This window comes from Aliivibrio sifiae, from assembly GCF_002954705.1.
GTDB classification, from domain to species: Bacteria; Pseudomonadota; Gammaproteobacteria; order Enterobacterales; family Vibrionaceae; genus Aliivibrio; species Aliivibrio sifiae_A.
In genome coordinates this window covers 313,852-330,728 of record NZ_MSCO01000002.1, presented here as the reverse complement: position 1 = coordinate 330,728, position 16,877 = coordinate 313,852, and the positions used below count along the sequence as shown (strand labels likewise).

Here is a 16,877-nt window from a genome sequence, read left to right as displayed (position 1 = left end):
TAAACTTATGAAATACTACGTGGTAGTATTCAAAAAAGATCACATCCTGTGATCTTTTTAATAAAAGGAAATTAGCGTTAGCTCTGCTTACTTACCTATATGTATATAATTAGTACAATAAGTTACCTATCGGATTAAATAATTTACTTATTCCTTGGGTAAAATGCAGTGGCGCATTTTGCACTGTGTAACATAAACACCCATCAATGGTTTTAGGGCTATGCGCATGCGAAGAATCTAACCAAATAAAATCACCTTTATGGTATTGTCCTGATTCATCTTCAAAACTGCCATCTAACAATAAGGTTAACTCAAAGCCTTTATGGGTATGCGTAGGGATCACGCCACCCGCATTGATGTGCAGTAAGTTGGATCGTATCTCTCCCTCTTCTATTAAACGAGCACGACTGACCGCTCCCATTTGATTCCATTTCATATCAACATAACGCGTCAATACTCGAGGTAATTCATAATGAAAAGAATCAATAAAAATATGCTCTACCGATGGCTCTTTCAAATAGCTAGTTTCAACCTCGGTATTTAATATACCGTTAAGCATTTGAGAAAAATCAATCGATTCCGCTTCTACTGGTTCTTGCCATGCTTTCGCTGCAAACTCTTGAGTGAATTGTTCTGATTTACGCTTACAATGTTCACACAAATCACAATGTAGCGTCATACCAACAGCAAGAGATTCAGGTAAATCACCATCAATATGAGAACGTAATAAAGCATCGCTAGGATGGTGGGTAATTTTATTCATGCTCATACTCCTGTCTTAATTTGGTTAATGCTAAACGCAGCCGTGATTTAATCGTTCCGATTGGTTCACTAAGCTGCTCTGAAAGCTCTTGTTGAGTCAAACCTTGTTGATAAATCCCTTCAACAACTACTCGTTGATTACTGGGTAGTACACTAACTGCTTTTTTCAATCTTTTAGTTTCAAGCCAATCTAGCTCTATAGTTTCAACTTGTTTATCAAATAATGGCCATAATTCATCACTGACCGTATCTTCTTTATTTGATTGTATTTTACGTAACATATCAAAACTATGGTTACGCATGACCGTAAATATCCAACCAGATGCACTGCCTTTGTTCTGATTAAACAGTGTGGCTTTTCGCCAAACAAGTGTCATGGTCTCTTGGACTAAATCCATCGCTAATGTTGGATCATTAAATTTCTTTAATCCATACGCTCTAATTTTTGGTGCAAACCAAGAAAACAGCTCGGAAAATGCCTGTTTATCTTGAGATAAAGCGACTTCTTTTAACCAACTATCTAATCTTACTTTATCTTCTTCATCTGATTTAGTCTGTATTTGGCTCACCTGACTGCTAACCTCTACACAATGAGTTTGCATAATCATCTCCAAAGTTTTCATACTTTGTTCTACGATAATGCTAAGAAATTGGATCACTATTTATAATATAACATTGCATTTATTTTAAATATTATTGATTTCAATATATTTATCACAGTATCGAAAATAAAATTTGATGAAGAGTAGCCAAAGAAAAGTTGATAATAGAAACATAAACCACATTTCAAAAAGCGATAAATATTCTTGACTAAAAAGATATGTGTTGGCTTAATCGACTATTAACTCATAAGGCTTTAATCGTGTTTAAATATTTAATTTTTATATTGTTTCTCTCATTTAATGCAAGTGCAGGAGATGCCAAGTTAGGGAAACTAAAAGCACCAAGTTGTGTATTTTGTCATGGGCAAACAGGAGAAGCGGTTAACGCTAGTTATCCAAATCTAAATATGCAAAATGAAACATATTTATATTCTTCAATGAAATCTTACCAAAATGACGAGCGAAAGGGCCCTCTAGCTCAAATGATGAAGGCCCAGTTACAGCGACTTAATGATCAAGACTTAAAAGACATTGCCGCGTTTTATGCCAGCTCATCTAATATCGAAAATAAATAGTCTATTTCATCAACCGTGTTGTAATGCATAAATCCAATACGTACAACACCACCGCTCTCTTCCAACTCAAGTTGTCTAATTAAGCCCAGCGCATAAAAATGCCCATTCCAAACACACACCTGTTTTAATCCTAGCTCTTTGGCTACTTGCTCTGGTGTATGACCCTTCAAGCGAATAGCAAACGTTGGTGTTCTACGTTCACAATGTTCAGGATCACTTATCCCAAATAACGAAATCCAAAATCGGCTTTCAACCTTATTCAAAAAATAATGTGTTAACACTAATTCATGTTGTTGATATTGAGTAAAACTAGTCACCAGCCTTTCTCTCAAACTTTCCCCTTTAGTTCCCCATTGAGCTAGGTATTCAATTGCGGCACTTACTCCTGCTAGCCCTTCAAAACTCTGCGTTCCTGTTTCAAAACGTCCTGGGCCAATATTCGTTGCAGGTTCCACTTTGTAAGGAGAAAGTGATTCTAAATAGAGTGGTGATACATATGCGATCCCAACATGAGGACCAAAGAATTTATACGCAGAACATACTAAGAAATCACACTCTAGAGTTTGAACATCAACCAAATGATGCGGAGCATAATGAACAGCATCAACATAAATCATGGCACCAAAATGGTGAGCAGCTGATACCATAGACTCAACACCAACGAGAGAGCCCGTTGTATTCGACGCATACGTTGTCGCCACAAGTACTGTTTTATCGGACAGTAAAGAATAAAAATGTTCCATATCCAAAGTACAGTCAGCAGAATTAACACGAACCTGATGAACGATAACTCCTTTATCTTCAGCTGCCTGTTGCCAGCTTGATACATTCGAGTAATGATCCAATGCTGTAACAATGATCTCATCACCCGCCTTCCAATCTCGACTGATCGCTCGGCTTAATTGAAAAGTCAGGGAGGTCATGTTTGCCCCAAATACAATATTATTACTGCTTGGTGCATTCAATAAAGCAGCACAAGCAGTTCGAGCATTATCCATAACTGCATTTGTCTTCTGGCTCGAAAAAAAATGACCGCCTAGATTAGAGTTCGAATAACCTAAATATTCTGTCATTGCCGTTAGCACTGATGTGGGAACTTGAGAGCCTCCCGGGCCATCTAAAAATAAAACGGGATGACTCTCGATTGTTTGAGACAACGCTGGAAATTGAGGACGTACGTTATCAGGCGTGAAAGTCATTAGCTTTATCCTTTGCTGTTAATACAAATACATCCATATGCCCTTCATGCGCGTGGTCAATCAAACGTATTGGTTTTCCGTTGTGCCATAGTTTTCTGTCATCAACCATGGCGACCTCTCCATCTTCCAGAATCTTTCTAAAAAATGGTTCTTCATTAGAGTCTTTATAAACAAGCAGTTCCCCCCCCTCGATATTAGAACGATCAATACCGATCAATGCAATATGATCAAAACCATCTTGGTGAACACCTTCTGGCGCAATTTGTGTTTCTTCATAAATGGCAGAGATACGCATTTGATGTATCTCAATCTCCTGACCATTAGGAAGATGATTTAGGTCCATAAAGACTTGGCACATTTCCGCCATGCCTTCACTATGTAAAATATGCGCTTCAATTCCTTCAAATTCGCGAACAATATCTCCTTGAAAATGATTAATATCTTCACTCTGAACAAAGTTATGTTTGTTGGTTTCAACCACCTTTTCATTAACAACACAAATGACTGAGTAACGACGTAATCGAAAGTTACCATCGGCGTGAGTGGTTTTAGGTAAACCTGTAAATGAGGGTGCGAGCTGATGAACAGCAGCATGACTTAATTGTGTCAGCTGTAATGTTGTATCGTGAGAATGAATCATATTGCCTCCTGCATAATAAGATTAACATTTAATTTACATCTTTATTATTTATGAAAAAATGCTAATAAATCAAATAAAGCAGTTCTTTTATTCATTTATTTTTAAATATTCGACAGATAACTCTATTCCAGTACTGTAAGTAGGTACTAAATTCTAGTTCTCTTTTTTAATATACCTCAAAACTAGAATTCTTCACTAAAATAAACATATACCATTGATTATTAATCAGTAATTCCACTTCTCACTCGTTTATTCCATAATAAAACAAAAAACATAATGAACGTTATCGTTAAATAAAACACTCCTAAAGAGTATTGATTTGTTACCAAACTTTTGACGAGATAACCACCAAATACACCGGCAAGGCCCATTTGAATAGATCCTGATAACGCTGAAATCGTCCCTACTTTTTTAGTATGCGGAGCAAGTAATAAGTTAATAGACAGTGGGAATGTAATACCTTGAGCAACGGCTAATAAGGTAAACGCAAATACTAAAGAAAACAGTGAGGTATCAAAACTTATCAGCCATAAACCGGATAAGGTCATAATACCGAGGGCAATACCAATTAAAATATCAACAGAACACCGCTTATTTAAGCTATTAAGAATAAAACTGCCTATCATTAAACCCGCAGAAGGAATTATCATTATTTGACCATACTCGGCCGTCGTTAAACCTAATCCCTCTTGAAGCAAAAAAGGCAATAAGGAAACAGACACAAGGCTACCTAAATAACTAACCCAATTTAAACTTGCACTAGAAATAACCTGAGCGTTAGAAAAGAGTGAACCATAATCACGTAATGTTTGAGTAAAGCTAAACTTTTGAGGTTTATAGGGGAGTGTTTCAGGAAGAATAAAGTACCCAACGATTAAAATACAGCTTAGGTATATCAATACAAAACCAAACACCCACTGCCAGCTAAAATGCCAAGCAATCCAGCCGCCCATAACAGGTGCAAGAATCGGCAAAATAGAGGCGGTAATGGAAATATAAGACATTGCCTTTGTTAAATGATGCCCACTGTAGCTATCTCTTAATACACTTCGACCTAGGACTGATGCGCTACCCGCCCCTAGACCTTGCAGTAAACGCCCTAACACTAAAGCAGTAAAGTTATCTGTCATTGAAAAGCACAAGAGAGTACCTAACAAATAAATCCCCTGCCCTAAAATAAAGATTGGTCGCCTACCTAATGCATCAGATAGAGGTCCATAGAACAACTGAGATCCACCAAAGCCAACCAAAAATAGCGTAACAAGTAACTGAACATCTGCTGGGGAAACTCCAAGATCTTGGCTAATTAAAGGCAATGACGGTAGATAAATGCTCACACCAACTTGCCCCGTTGCAATAATCATCATTGCAAGAAGTAACGGTGTTTTATTTAAGCGGCCAGTAGGCAGCGTTGAGGTATTATTTTTATTCATTTATTCAGTTTACATTCAATCGATATGATTGATAATAGCTATCATAGGAATCAAATTAAGTCCCAGAAGGAACTAATCATGGATTGGATTGAAAGTGTTAGAAGTTATATTAAAGTTGTTGAGGAAGGCAGCTTTAATGCCGCGGCTTTAGTACTAAATACATCAGGATCAGCCATCAGTAAACGCATAAATTGGCTTGAAGAACGAGTTGGAGTGCAGCTATTAACTCGAACCACTCGTTCAGTACACCAGACCGATGCGGGTATTTTATTTTATCAACGAGCACGCTTGCAGCTTGATCAATGGCAACACCTTGTCGATGAAACTCGCGCAATTAACCAAACTCCTACGGGGTTATTAAAAATAGGCGCTACCCTTGCTGTTGGTTCTAAATTTATCATTCAATATTTAGACGAATTTTTGGTTACTTACCCTAAAATTAAGGTTCAATTAATTACTACATTACCGGGACAAGTTCCTGAAAGTAATATTGATGTTTTTATTAGCCGTGAATTAGAGCAATTAAATACATTTAGCTATAAATCTACGCCACTTTTTGAGCACCATTCTGGTTTTTTTGCCTCTAAGGAATACATTGAAAAAAAAGGAATGCCAGCTAACCTTAATGATCTCAAGCGCCACAATATGCTTATATGGGGTGAACGTCCTGTTAGAGAAGTAAAATTATCAAACGGAAAACGCATTACTTTACGTGGTAACTTTGCTACCACGAATCCAGAGGCGTTGTTTCATGCAGCTAAACGAGGCATGGGTATATTACTCACAAGTAAACAAATGCTGAGGGATGATATTCAATCAGGAAATCTCGTCGCTGTACTTCCCGAATTTACAACCGATCACACCTTGGTTAATGCTTATTATCCGACATTAGATTACGAACACACACGAACGCAGCTTTTTATTAAGTATCTAAAGAGTAAACTAAGTTGACGTGTGTAACACTATTAACAAGTTTCATATTATGAACGAACATTTATATTGATTTTAACCTTAATATTCGTACTCTGTTTTGATTATCTCTTTAAACTAAATAGACACAAATGAATACTGCAATTTTATGGGCTTTTATCCCTACCTTTTTCTTCGTTTCTGTTACTCCAGGCATGTGTATGACATTAGCACTTAGCTTAGGAATGAGCATTGGTTACAAACGTACACTCTGGATGATGATGGGAGAATTAGTTGGCGTTGCTGTTGTCGCGGTAGCTGCAGTCTTAGGCGTTGCCGCTATTATGCTAAATTATCCATGGCTCTTTACTATATTTAAAGCCCTTGGCGCAAGTTACCTTGCTTATATTGGGATTCAAATGTGGCGTTCAAGAGGCAAGTTAGCCATGAGCGCCGAACAAACAGACGCCCCTAAGGGTAAAGACTGGGATTTAGTGGTACAAGGTTTTGTCACTGCAATAGCAAACCCTAAAGGCTGGGCTTTCATGGTTTCATTACTTCCTCCGTTCATTGATGGAAGTAATCCAATTGGACCGCAGTTAGTTGCTCTTGTCTCTATTATTTTAGTCTGTGAATTTTTATGTATGACACTCTATGCTGCTGGCGGTAAAGGCCTTAAGCGCGCATTAGGGCATTCAAATAATGTAAAAATAATGAACCGTATTTCAGGCAGCTTAATGATTGGCGTTGCGATTTGGTTATTTGTAGGGTGAGAAAGTCGCTTTATAGCATCTAGATAAGGCGATTCTGCATGAGGGTCGCTTAATTTAGAATTTGAAAGAAAGGAAAAACTGCTATTACTTTGTAATACATCAAGACTGATAAAGCAGCGAATGAACAAAAGGCATAATGGTTTAAATCAACAGCAGAAAAGAGAAGTTTAGATCATGTGAAAATCAACTTCTCATTACTTCTGCTAGCATATCCAGTTCTTCATCAGTAAGCAGTGCATTTTCTGATTTAGTTTTAGCTGCTGCTTTTTCCTCTAACTTTTTAGCGATCGCATATTGAAGGCTTCGCAGTTGGTATACCGTGAGTTCGTTTAACTCACTCTTTAATATTTCTGTGCTAATCATAAAAAACTCCATGTATATTACGTTTCACATCAACAGTGTGAATAATAGTTCTCTTTTTCGTACACTTTGTCAGACAAATGTCAAAGCTAAAAGTTGCAAAAATAAGTTATACTAACCGCATTGTTGTTTAATGGAGAAAACAAATGCGCATTCAAGTAGATACCCATACTCATACCTACGCTAGCGGTCACGCTTACAGTACCATCAGTGAAAACGCTTTTTCAGCCTCTCTGCTTGGCTTGCCAATGTTTTGCACGACAGACCATGCTTCTTTGATGCCTGGCGCCCCTCATTACTGGTTTTTTAGCAACCAACGCGTTCTTCCTCGCTTTCTTCATGGTGTAGCTATTATCAGAGGCTGCGAAGTAAACATTCGCAATATAGAAGGCGATATTGATATTCCACCTTCCGTTGACCAAAACCTCGATTGGGTTATCGCAAGCTTCCATGAACCTGTTTTTTCTCCTACAAATAAGCTAGTACACACCCAAGCATTAATCAAGATTATAAAATCAGGTAGAGTTGATGCCTTAGGTCACTTGGGCAACCCAAACTTTGATTTTGACTTTAAAAAGGTAATTCAGTGTGCTGCCGATCATAAAGTAGCGATTGAAATTAATAACACGTCTCTTAAAGGGGGAAGTCGAATAGGAAGTATTGATCGTTGTTATGAAATAGCAAAAACAGCAAAAGAATTAGGCGCTTTTATCACGACTGGCAGTGATGCGCACTTTTGTGAGGATATTGGTAAATTTGAGAAAGTAGAACAGCTTATTGATGCCGTTAACTTCCCATTAGATAAAATTATTACTCATACACCTAAGCAATTTTTAAGCTTTCTTGCTTTGCGTGGGCGAGCGCCGATTACAGAATTTGAAGCACTAACGCAATAGTTCTAAACCGATATATAAAAATGGAAGGCTATCACTAACCTTCCATTTTAACTCTTTTATTGCGATTCTAATCGCCTCAAATTAGATAAGTATTTAACCCAGCCCTTCGTCTCATTAGAGGCGAATATATCATTGGCTTTTTTCGCATTAATCAACCCTTCTTCTAAGCGATCCAGTTTGTAATACGCTTTTACCTTCGCCAATAACACCGCTTGTTTTTTCTTAGGATCCTTCACTTTATTTAACGATCTCAAAGCCGCTTCATAGTGTTTTTGCTGCAAAAGTAATTGAGATTCTTGCCAGTAATAACGAGACGATATTTTTGCGGCTTTACTCCAGAATTGAATAGATTTATCCCACTCTTTCGCATTTTGCCAATGCACGGCTTGCTCTACTAATAAATCAACATCAGTATTTGCCGTTGATAAGCGTCCTAATGTCTGTGCAGCTTTTTCTGGAATACCTTGTTTTGCGTATAGCTGAGCCAACAATTTAATGTCTTGTTCAGGAAGAGATAATTTGTTGATATCCGCTAACACTAATACATTCAATGCTTGCTTGGTTTGACCTAACTGCAAGTGAACCGTAACTAATTGACGCCACCACGTTAATTTCTCAGGCTGTAGTACAATCAGGCGCTCTAAAGTAGGAATAACTTGCTTCCATTGCTTAAGTTGAACTTGCGCACCAAACTTCAAAGACAATGGCGTCAATTCATCTGGTTTTCGGTACGATTCATATCGACCAATCGCTTTAAGGGTTGGTGTAAACTCTGAGCTCTGATAATGGACCTGAGCGATCCTAAGCCATAACTCATCCCCTTTCTCACTCTTTGGTACCGTTTTAACCAATTGATAATAATGGGGTAGCGCTGCTTTATACTTTTGCTCCATTAAGAGGATATCGGCTAACATTTTCCGGGTTGTCCACGCTTGCTTATCCTGTAATTGACCACTCGAAACCGCATAATCAAGCTGTTTAATCGCTTGTGATTTTTGATTATTCTGCCAATAAAACACACCCAACATTCGAGCTACGAATGCTTTATCATAGGCTTTCGATGTATCAACATCCGCAAGAACATCAATGGCTTCACTTAATTTTTCATTTTGCTGAAGGTTCTGTGCCCTTTGTACTTTTGTGACGGTATATCGGCTCAATTCCGCCGCCATCACACCATTGCAAAACAAGGTAAAAAGAGCCATTAGTGCGATATTTTTTATCATTTGGCTAATTTAAACTCCAGTCTAACGGTTTGATTCTGCTGAACAATGGCTTTTCCTTCTACCAATTTAGGTTGGTACTTCCATTGTTTTAGTGCCCGAACCGCATCACGATCAAATATTCGTTTTGGCTCCGCTCCTTTGACTTCGATATCAAAAGGTTCGCCTGTTTCATCAATAGAAAAAGACATAATAACGTAGCCTTCAATTTTACGTTTTAATGCTCTACTCGGGTATCGTGGTTCTACGCGATACAATGGCATTGCCTGTTGGTTCGTCGTAAAACTTCCAAACGACGTTGGAGCGCTTATTTTTAATCCGTTAATCGCCGTATCTAAACCAGCCAAAGACATTGGCGTTACAGACATCACCGAAGACATCTCTGATTGCGACTGGGATACTTTCGTTTCTGGTGGTAATTCTGGCGGTTTAGGCTGCTCAGGAGCAGAACGCTGACGACGTTGAAGCTCACTTTCAGGTTCAACCATCATCATTGTAAAGCTTAGATTTTCGCTGGCTTCTGGTTTTCCTTGGTTACCATTGTCGACCATCCATGCCATCATTGAAAATAAGGCAATACTGATAGCGACAGCTATAGGTAACGCCATTAGTAACCTAAACACTATCGCTTCTCCGCTGCCAATGCTATTTGCTTCACGCCCGCCCCTTTTGCCGCATCCATCACTTTAACTACCGTACCGTTATACGCATGCTTATCCGCTTGGATCACAAGTGAAGCATCAGGTTGCTCTAATAACAGATGCTCTAACGTCGCTTGTACACGCTCTACATCTATTATTCGTTTATCGATGTAAATATCATTTGATGCATCAATGCCAACAAAGATGCCTGCGTCTTTCTGGCTTGTTACATTGGATGCTTGAGGCCGATTCACTTCAACCCCTGATTCACGTACAAACGAACTCGTCACAATGAAAAAAATCAGCATGATAAAGACAATATCCAGCATTGACGTTAAATCAATTTGAGCTTCTTCTGTTTTTGTATCGCGTCTTCCGAGTCTCATGTTGGACTCCTTAATGATTTTTCTAACTTCAATTCACGTAAACGACACGTCTTTGCTAAACGTGCATGAACAAACAATCCAGCAAGAGCGGCAACCATACCCGCCATCGTTGGTAGCGTAGCCAGTGAGATGCCTGAGGCCATAAGTTTCGGTTGGCTACTGCCTAATGTTGCCATCACATCAAAAACAGAGATCATTCCAGTCACAGTACCTAATAATCCTAACATTGGACAAATTGATACTAACCATTTGATTAGGTTTAAGTTCTGATTTAATTCTATGTGGGCCTGATTTAACCAACTGTCACGAATCGCATGGGCATACCAAGATTCATGTTCACTGCGTTGATGCCATAGTGTTATCCATTCTTGACGGCGTTTTGGAAAATAAAAACCAAGATATATCACGCGCTCAACAACAAATAACCAACATACAACGACAACCCCTGCCAGCCACCACAAAATATGACCACCTTGTGCCATAAATTGCAGTAATATATCAAGCCAATTAGATAGCCATGATATTGCCATTAAATGTTACTTCCTACCGTTGTTTTCACTGTCGACTGCGGTTGCTTTTCTGCCTGTATTGCGACTAAACCAATGCCTTGTTTCTCTAGAATACTACGTATATTCTCAGCTTGAGTGCTTAAAATATTATGAGCAAACAACAACGGCATTGCAGCAACCAAACCAAGAACGGTGGTGACCAATGCCATCGAGATCCCTCCAGCCATCACTTTTGGATCTCCATTCCCAAACTGAGTGATCACTTGGAATGTTTCAATCATGCCAGTAACTGTACCTAACAAACCAAGCATTGGCGCAAGGGCTGCAAGTAATTTCAGCATTGAAAGCCCTTTTTCTAACCCTTGTTGCTCATCAACAATCGCTTCTAATAAACGCAATTCTAATGACTCAACACTACGGTGTTTTTCTTCATCGTAAACAGATAATACTCGGCCTAACGGGTTGTCTGTTGGATCTTCTGGATTCTTCAACTGTGTTTTTATTTGTTGTTGAATAATCGCTAATTTAACGCCTCGGAAAATCGCAATCACCAATCCTAACGTTAATAACGCAAGAATGATTTTACCTACAACACCACCGGCTTGGAGTCTTTCAACCAAGGTTGGTGTTAATGCCAGTTGGTCTATCATGAAGCCACGAGACGGATCGACAACCATGGTTTCCATATCACCACTTGCAAGATCAGACAGTGAACTCAAGCTTGGGCCATTATCTGGTTGCTTAACATAATAAGTGGCGTCTTTACGTGTGCCATTCCAATTCAAGTAGCCTTGATCGGCAATTAAGCCTATCGATCCTAAGCGATACGACACTTGAGAAGCGATTTGACCTTCACCATCAATCACATTGGTATTAATTTTTTTCAGTTCACCACTGGCCTGGATTTGTTCATCCATGCTCATCCATAATTCAGTTAACTGTGACAAGGTTGGCAACGTTTTAGCAGATACGATGGTGTTTACCGCTTGTGAGTATTGAAGATGATCCGCACCGGTAACACTGGTTTGATTTTCACTTTTCAATTCTTTCGCTGCTTGACGAACCACACCAAACAATTCACCTAAACTGCCAGTATCTAAGCGCAGTTTCTCTTCTCGTTTTGCTAATAGCCCTTCATTTTCACTGAAGGTTTTCGTCAATGCATTAATCTTTTTTTGAACTTGGCGTTTTCGTTCAGCAAGTTCTTTTTTCTGTTGTAGATACGTTTTCTCTGTTTGCTTAAACCCCGATTCTCGCTGCACATCATGCGACTTTTGTGCTTTATTTTGAGCTTGTGCACTGCTTGCTAAATCACCTTGAGCTGCAACTGAAAAAGAAAGGCTTAATAAGCAAACACTAAGAAGTGTGGATACGTAATTCATCTTATTTCTCCTCAGTAATATTCAGTGACACAGGCAACGTAAGTAAGCTTGGGGCTACCTCTTTATTCGCGACGGCATACGCATGATTAAGATCCGAATTAAGTGACGAATCTAATAATCTCCATGCCTTTTCTTTTTGATCCCAAGCCCAATATTTGTCTTGATTAAAATTACATGCAATTAAAGAAATTCGACCTAAATACAAAATATTAGCTTCAATGGTTTTATCATCATCAAGCGTAATTTTATCTTGGTAAACACCCAACTTAATGCCGTAATCCAGTTCGATTTGATACGCTTCTAAAATACGACGATACTTCTCAGCATCACTGACATTCGCCACTGTCATCATGGTCTCTAGCTTTTCAATGCGAAGATTGCGCTGTTCAATACGAATAGGTTTGTCGTTTTTAACTGTTTGTTTTAAACCATCAATCATTTTATACATCAAAGGCACAACCCCCTGACGAGTTTGTTCAATGTCTGAAATTTGCTGATCAATATTACTCAATTCACTGTGTTGATCTTTTACTAATGCCTCTAAATGCTTGCGGTAAACATCGAGGTTTTTAACTTCTTCTTCCAGTTGCTCAATATCAGCACGCAACGATAAAGTAGAATCGGCACTATGACTAATACGAGCCTGGCTTTGAGCAGAAGCCGTATTGGTCTTATTTTGAATGGCTTGAGCCGTTCCTAAATCGCTGGCATATACCGCCATTGGTTGTGCCATCATGACCAATAGCCATGCTTTCTTCGTCATTTTTATCATAATCAAATCGCTAATTAATTAAATTCATCTAGCCAATATCAATGCAAGGCTAGCCATTATTGAACGTCTATTGTTAATGTGTAGAGCGTTGGCCTTTTATCAGCAACCCAATAAAGTAAATACCACCAATCACTGACACTAACGTTCCTGCTGCCACTTGAGATGGAAATAAAATATGCTGACCTAACCAATCAGCAATCACCATTAACCAAGCGCCAATTAATGCCGCTACGACAATCTGTTCAAATGCTTTTTTCGCCCCAAAAAGAACCGCCATATGGGGAGCAAGTAAGCCTATAAATGCAATCGGCCCCATGGTAGCAGTTACCGCCCCACAAAGTAATGCAACACAAATAAGCAATGCGATAAAACTCTTAGTTACGTTTAATCCTCTGGCTTGTGCAAACAAACGACCTGCTGAAATAAGAGTTAGCCAACGATGGGTTAATAACGCAAAAGCCACCAATAAAACGACGCAAAAGAACAAAACAAAAGCAGATTGGGGAGACACTCGGTAAGTAGAACCGGCAAGCCAATTCAATAATGAATATGAATCCTCATTCCCTTTTGCTAATGAAAATTGGACTAAAGCGTCGATTAACGCCGTTAATGCTATCCCAGTAAGAATGAGCATCGAAGGCGCATACTGATGACGCTTCCCTAGCACCAATAACAGCACTAATACCGCTAAACTTCCACAAAAAGCCACAAGAGGCGCGGCTTCAAAGATATTAAACCCTAAAAAAACGCTGCCACCAATTAAGCTTAATGTCGCTCCCGCTGAGATACCTAAAATATCAGGACTTGCTAAAGGATTATAAATCAATCGTTGCAATAATACGCCTGCAACGGCCAATCCAGCCCCTGCAGATAAAGAGGTAAGTAGCCTTGGCCATTTTAACTCCCAACTGAACTCACTTGGGATCATCATTACCCACGGATGAAGTGTTTGGGTTGAATCTTTTGTTATCACAACCGCTAAAACCGCGACGACCACAAGACCCACAATCAATGATGTAATTAACCCTGTTGGTAAATACGATTTCCCTTTTGGTAAACTGATCGACAGTTGATCTTGCGAGTTCATGTTTCTTCGAGTAAACCAAATAAGTGCAGGTGCGCCAATGAATGCCGCCGCTGTTCCACTTGGGATCATATCTGTTGTGTAATGACTGAGCACTACCGCCAATAAATCAGTACCAACTAATAACGTAGCGCCTAATAATAAGCTAAAGAACAATTCATCTCTTGGAGTTCTAGCTCCTAAATGACGCGCAATATTCGGTGCAAGTAAACCAATAAAACTGATCACGCCAACCACTGTAATCGAAGAAGCAACCAGCCACAAACCAACAGTAAATAACCCAAAGAAAGCAGGAATAACATTAAGCCCACGAGCCGCAGCGCCAACATTACCCAAACGTAATAATGCTAAGACTCTAGGCGCGAAGATAAAAATAAGTACAGCGGCTGATAGTTTTGGTAATAACCATACAATTTGATCCCATCCATTCTGAGCCAGATCCCCTGCCCCCCAAATAAACAAGTTCTTTGCATATTGCTCATTTAATAAAATAATAGCGGTGGCGACAGCACCCAGAAAAATATTCACAGCCATACCAGATAGCACGATAGGTAAGCCTGATAAATTTCGAATACCAGCAATAGCAACGACTAAACCAAACGTGAGCGAGGCTCCAACGAGTGCCGCCATAGACGCATAATCAGCCACATATTCAGCAAACCACACATTCATAATGACCAAAGCTAGCCACGCACCTGATGCCGTACCAAGTGTCATTGGGGAAACAAGCGCATTCTGAGTCAGCTGTTGCATTAAGCTACCGACTAATCCAAGCATTCCACCAACCAAAAGTGCCATGATTAAACGAGGTAATTGTGACTCAACAAAGATGATCTTATCAAAGTCATCAAGTAAAGTGAGATCAACACTCGCTTGGCTTATTGCTTGCCATTGCTGAGATAAACTCAATACAGCATCAAATTGAAACGTAGCAGCCACCAACCCAATCAATACACAAAGTACCGATAGATAACGGAAAGAGACACCCTTTAACTGGCTACTCATTATTACCACTAACATTAATTGATTTAGGCGCTATCTCAAGTAAACTTTTTGCCAATGCTTTTGTTGTGTATTTAATTGACATTGCGCCACCATAACTCCATACCGATTCAACACTATTCACTCGATGGGCACGTACGAAAGGCATCGCATTCCAAATAACGGATTTGTTTAATTTACTCTCTTCATTAAACGGTTCTATATACAGCGCGATACCATCATCAATATGACGAAGCTCTGTTAAGCGAAGTTGGGTCACTCCCCATTGGTTGCTTTTTTGAGGCAACGCGGTGGTAAACCCTAACTTATTTAACGCGTATTGCGCTGTTGAATTATCACCATACATAAAGACCGAGGTCATAGTTGCGAATCGAAACACAGACACGGCTGGTAACGCATTACCATACGCGTCAGCTAACTGCTGCTTTAATTCTGCTATCTCGATATCCATCTCAATTAACTTTTCTTGTGCGACTTTCTCTTTTCCTAACACAAGGGCAATAGCTTTAAAATTATTAATCGCCATCAAGCTATTATCATGATCTGCAGAGTAAGTTTGAAAATACAACACAGGCGCTATTTTTTCTAACTGAGGAATTAAATCGGCCTGCGGAGAAGCAACAAGAATCACATCCGGTTTTACCGCCGCTATTTTCTCAAAATTGGGTTCTGCGCGAGTACCGACATCTTCAATATCACTCGATAATGCGGGTTGTACTACCCACTCACTGTACCCCGCCGTATCTGTGATTGCGACAGGTGTAACACCGAGCTCTATAACTTGCTCTGCTAGATCCCAATTTAAGGCCACAACTCGCTGAGGTATTGAATCCAGAACTTGTTCTCCACGACTGTCTTGCACAAAAAATTGAGCCGATGCAGTGTGACTTACCATCAAAAATAAAAGAGTGATAAACGAAAGAATACGATTTTTCAACATACGATAGCAACTTTGTGGTTATGAATAGGGTGATCAATTAAGGTGATCGGTGTGCCATACAAGTCAGACAATAACGCATCATCAAGCAAGTGACCTGCTTCTCCTTTAAAAGCCACTTTTCCGCCTTTAAGTGCAATGATTTGTGTCGCATAACGAAGTGTTAAATTAAGATCATGCAGAATAACAATGATCCCTTTTTTTGTTTGTTGGTTTAACTCACTCAATAGTCCCATAAGTTGATATTGGTGATGAATATCCAATGCTGATGTTGGCTCATCTAAAATCAAAATATCCGCTTGCTGAGCTAATAACATCGCCACCCACGCTCGTTGTCTTTCCCCACCAGAAAGTTGGTCAGCCAATATTGAACGAAAAGTTTCTACACCTGTTTTTCTCATTGACTCGTCAATAATCTGAGCATCTTCTTTATTAAAACGCCCAAGAACACCACGCCAAGGATAACGACCTAAGCGAACAAGCTCTTCAACATTAAGCCCTGCGACTTCTGGTAATTTTTGAGGCAAAAACGCCACTTTTTGAGCAAATTTTTTCGAATTTAACGTAGACAGCTGTTGTTGATTTAATCTCACTTCACCTTCTTCTGGTGAAAATTGATTCGCCAACAAATTTACCAAGGTCGATTTACCTGATCCGTTATGGCCAAGTACCACCGTTAAGGCGGTTGGATCTATTGTTAATTCATCAATATCAAGAATCGTACGTTCGTCCCTGATCACTTTTATATTATTTAGTTGATACATACAGCTACATTATTTATGTGTGTAAATG

Annotated in this window: 19 protein-coding genes; 4 read left to right on the top strand and 15 right to left on the bottom strand. The window is 39.2% G+C overall.

Going from position 1 to position 16,877, the window contains the following annotated elements:
* Window positions 1-109 precede the first annotated feature (109 nt).
* Both BTO22_RS12460 and BTO22_RS12455 read right to left on the bottom strand, forming a co-directional pair.
* On the bottom strand, window positions 110-763 hold the full coding sequence (locus BTO22_RS12460; RefSeq protein ID WP_105055806.1) for a ChrR family anti-sigma-E factor: 654 nt from the start codon (window positions 761-763) through the stop codon (window positions 110-112).
* Window positions 756-1,364: a sigma-70 family RNA polymerase sigma factor gene (locus tag BTO22_RS12455; protein ID WP_105055805.1), complete on the bottom strand. Its 609-nt coding sequence runs from the start codon at window positions 1,362-1,364 to the stop codon at window positions 756-758. The genes BTO22_RS12460 and BTO22_RS12455 overlap by 8 nt, the downstream gene beginning before the upstream one ends.
* Window positions 1,365-1,582: 218 nt before the next feature.
* On the opposite strand from BTO22_RS12455, the gene BTO22_RS12450 reads away from it, so the two are divergent.
* Window positions 1,583-1,939, top strand: coding sequence for a c-type cytochrome (locus tag BTO22_RS12450; RefSeq protein ID WP_105055804.1), 357 nt, complete (start codon window positions 1,583-1,585; stop codon window positions 1,937-1,939).
* Here the strand turns inward: BTO22_RS12450 and BTO22_RS12445 are convergent.
* The 3 genes from BTO22_RS12445 to BTO22_RS12435 form a co-directional block, all read right to left on the bottom strand.
* Window positions 1,906-3,138 (bottom strand): cysteine desulfurase-like protein, encoded by a 1,233-nt coding sequence (locus tag BTO22_RS12445; RefSeq protein WP_105055803.1) that lies wholly within the window; start codon window positions 3,136-3,138, stop codon window positions 1,906-1,908. The genes BTO22_RS12450 and BTO22_RS12445 overlap by 34 nt on opposite strands.
* On the bottom strand, window positions 3,122-3,778 hold the full coding sequence (locus BTO22_RS12440; protein WP_105055802.1) for a 2OG-Fe dioxygenase family protein: 657 nt from the start codon (window positions 3,776-3,778) through the stop codon (window positions 3,122-3,124). The genes BTO22_RS12445 and BTO22_RS12440 overlap by 17 nt, the downstream gene beginning before the upstream one ends.
* A 221-nt stretch (window positions 3,779-3,999) precedes the next feature.
* Complete coding sequence (locus tag BTO22_RS12435; protein WP_105055801.1) at window positions 4,000-5,211, bottom strand: multidrug effflux MFS transporter; 1,212 nt, start codon at window positions 5,209-5,211, stop codon at window positions 4,000-4,002.
* A gap of 78 nt (window positions 5,212-5,289) precedes the next feature.
* Between BTO22_RS12435 and BTO22_RS12430 the strand changes: the two genes are divergently transcribed.
* Entirely contained in the window at window positions 5,290-6,162 is an 873-nt protein-coding gene (locus tag BTO22_RS12430; protein ID WP_105055800.1) for a LysR family transcriptional regulator, read from the top strand.
* A gap of 110 nt (window positions 6,163-6,272) precedes the next feature.
* Window positions 6,273-6,893 carry a LysE family translocator gene (locus tag BTO22_RS12425; protein ID WP_105055799.1) on the top strand — a complete coding sequence of 207 codons (621 nt, stop codon included), beginning with the start codon at window positions 6,273-6,275 and terminating at the stop codon, window positions 6,891-6,893.
* A gap of 183 nt (window positions 6,894-7,076) precedes the next feature.
* Here BTO22_RS12425 and BTO22_RS12420 read toward each other — a convergent pair whose 3' ends face one another.
* The gene (locus BTO22_RS12420) at window positions 7,077-7,256 is read right to left on the bottom strand and encodes a hypothetical protein (protein WP_105055798.1); all 180 of its coding nucleotides are present in this window, start codon (window positions 7,254-7,256) and stop codon (window positions 7,077-7,079) included.
* 143 nt (window positions 7,257-7,399) lie between these two features.
* On the opposite strand from BTO22_RS12420, the gene BTO22_RS12415 reads away from it, so the two are divergent.
* Entirely contained in the window at window positions 7,400-8,149 is a 750-nt protein-coding gene (locus BTO22_RS12415) for a phosphatase (protein WP_105055797.1), read from the top strand.
* Between the two features lie 56 nt (window positions 8,150-8,205).
* Here BTO22_RS12415 and BTO22_RS12410 read toward each other — a convergent pair whose 3' ends face one another.
* The 9 genes from BTO22_RS12410 to BTO22_RS12370 all read right to left on the bottom strand — a co-directional run bounded on the left by BTO22_RS12410 (window position 8,206) and on the right by BTO22_RS12370 (window position 16,849).
* Window positions 8,206-9,375: a tetratricopeptide repeat protein gene (locus BTO22_RS12410; RefSeq protein WP_105055796.1), complete on the bottom strand. Its 1,170-nt coding sequence runs from the start codon at window positions 9,373-9,375 to the stop codon at window positions 8,206-8,208.
* Window positions 9,372-9,995, bottom strand: coding sequence for an energy transducer TonB (locus BTO22_RS12405; RefSeq protein ID WP_105055795.1), 624 nt, complete (start codon window positions 9,993-9,995; stop codon window positions 9,372-9,374). The genes BTO22_RS12410 and BTO22_RS12405 overlap by 4 nt, the downstream gene beginning before the upstream one ends.
* Window positions 9,995-10,399, bottom strand: coding sequence for an ExbD/TolR family protein (locus BTO22_RS12400; RefSeq protein WP_105055794.1), 405 nt, complete (start codon window positions 10,397-10,399; stop codon window positions 9,995-9,997). The genes BTO22_RS12405 and BTO22_RS12400 overlap by 1 nt, the downstream gene beginning before the upstream one ends.
* Window positions 10,396-10,929 (bottom strand): MotA/TolQ/ExbB proton channel family protein, encoded by a 534-nt coding sequence (locus tag BTO22_RS12395; protein WP_105055793.1) that lies wholly within the window; start codon window positions 10,927-10,929, stop codon window positions 10,396-10,398. The genes BTO22_RS12400 and BTO22_RS12395 overlap by 4 nt, the downstream gene beginning before the upstream one ends.
* Window positions 10,929-12,290, bottom strand: coding sequence for a MotA/TolQ/ExbB proton channel family protein (locus BTO22_RS12390; RefSeq protein ID WP_105055792.1), 1,362 nt, complete (start codon window positions 12,288-12,290; stop codon window positions 10,929-10,931). The genes BTO22_RS12395 and BTO22_RS12390 overlap by 1 nt, the downstream gene beginning before the upstream one ends.
* Window position 12,291: 1 nt before the next feature.
* Complete coding sequence (locus BTO22_RS12385) at window positions 12,292-13,059, bottom strand: DUF3450 domain-containing protein (RefSeq protein ID WP_374954022.1); 768 nt, start codon at window positions 13,057-13,059, stop codon at window positions 12,292-12,294.
* A 76-nt stretch (window positions 13,060-13,135) separates the two neighbouring features.
* Window positions 13,136-15,151: a Fe(3+)-hydroxamate ABC transporter permease FhuB gene (gene fhuB, locus BTO22_RS12380; RefSeq protein WP_105055790.1), complete on the bottom strand. Its 2,016-nt coding sequence runs from the start codon at window positions 15,149-15,151 to the stop codon at window positions 13,136-13,138.
* Window positions 15,144-16,088, bottom strand: a complete 945-nt coding sequence (locus tag BTO22_RS12375) for an iron-siderophore ABC transporter substrate-binding protein (RefSeq protein WP_105055789.1) — start codon at window positions 16,086-16,088, stop codon at window positions 15,144-15,146. Before BTO22_RS12375 ends, fhuB begins: the two co-directional genes overlap by 8 nt.
* Window positions 16,082-16,849 carry an ABC transporter ATP-binding protein gene (locus BTO22_RS12370; RefSeq protein WP_060992883.1) on the bottom strand — a complete coding sequence of 256 codons (768 nt, stop codon included), beginning with the start codon at window positions 16,847-16,849 and terminating at the stop codon, window positions 16,082-16,084. The genes BTO22_RS12375 and BTO22_RS12370 overlap by 7 nt, the downstream gene beginning before the upstream one ends.
* Window positions 16,850-16,877 lie beyond the last annotated feature (28 nt).